The sequence below is a fragment of the Clostridium sp. OF09-36 genome, assembly GCF_003481985.1.
Taxonomy (GTDB): domain Bacteria; phylum Bacillota; class Clostridia; order Lachnospirales; family Lachnospiraceae; genus Brotaphodocola.
On sequence record NZ_QUMD01000081.1, the window covers coordinates 1 to 1334 of the forward strand.

A 1334-nucleotide genomic window follows, 5' to 3' on the forward strand; every position below is an offset into this window, starting at 1 on the left:
GCCTTGTTATTTTTTTTCTTTTCTTTACCGTTTGTTCTATCTCCACTTTTACTGTTCAACCTCTATATAGTCTTCCGGTGCTGACGGCTGCTGTCCTTTTGACATTGCTGCGATCCATGCACTTGATAATGTTGTATCTTTAAGCTGCTCAATCTCACATTTCGGATTTATTTTTTTCAAAACAGACATTGTGGTGTCTGTAAGAAGAATCGAGTATTCCTTTTCTTTGTCTATTTTCTTATCATTAACTGTTAAGTCCTTTAATGAAAATCCACTTTCCGCTTGATTGACGATCATTTTCATACCGGATGCAATTGGTAATTCGTATTTATTGGTTACGTAAAAATTCTCATCAGCATCAGCAAGATAATTTTCCACGAGTTCATAAACCTGTTTACCATTCATTTTTGCAACATATAATGCTGTATCTGAACTCTTCGCTGTCATCATGCCAACCCGGCTATTGGTGCATTCTCCTTTGTACATAGAAGAAGTGAAATAATAATATGGCGCCAGAGCCAGCTGTGCATCATTTTCTTCTCTGATCGTAGTTAAAATGGAAGATGCTGCATCACGGCCATTTCTATCGTTCAGTGAAATGGAATATTCATTTTCAAAATTCACCGTTGCTTTTTCTTCTGGAGCTTTACGATTCATTACACTGCAAAAAGTATCATAAGCCTGTGTTTCATCCATTTCCCCTGACAGTAATCCGTGAACAGCCTCAAGACCTGCATCAAATGATTTTTGGGCGGAATATCGGATATAAACAGCATTATTATTAATTTCCTCTTCCACTCCAGGCACATCCTGCATCATGGTTGGAACATCTGTATTCAATGAAATGACGCCGCTTCCATCCGCAATCAGCTTTTGCCCCTCTTCTGAAATCATACAATCCAGCACATCCAGTGCAGTATCCAGTTTCTCCCGGTCTTTTTCCAGATTTTTGTTAAATGCAATGTTTAAGGATGGAGTCATGTACACGTAGGATTCATCCGATGTCTGTGAAAAGTAAGGAATACGGATCAGCTCCGCATCCATCTGTTTCTGCAGCTGCTGCATAACCGTCGGATGTCCATGAAACATTGCTGATTTTTCCTCGACAAACATCTGGGTTCCTGTATCGATGTCAATATTGATATCTTCTTTACCAAAGTGCGAGTCCTTAAGAAACTGACTGGTTTCTGAAAAAATACGTTTCCATAATGTATCATCAAACTTCACTTCATCCGCTGCAGTCTCTGCACCGTTTCGCCATTCAATACCATCCAGGCTTGTAAACTCACCGATTGCCGCCGCCTGGATGATTTCATTATTAGACCAGTCTTCCC

Annotated in this window: 1 protein-coding gene; it reads right to left on the bottom strand. The window is 39.8% G+C overall.

Translation table 11 applies throughout. The features are described from left to right. Window positions 1–48: 48 nt before the first annotated feature. Window positions 49–1334 (bottom strand): 5'-nucleotidase C-terminal domain-containing protein (locus DXA97_RS19735; RefSeq protein WP_118721459.1); only part of this gene is annotated, 1286 nt, incomplete at its 5' end.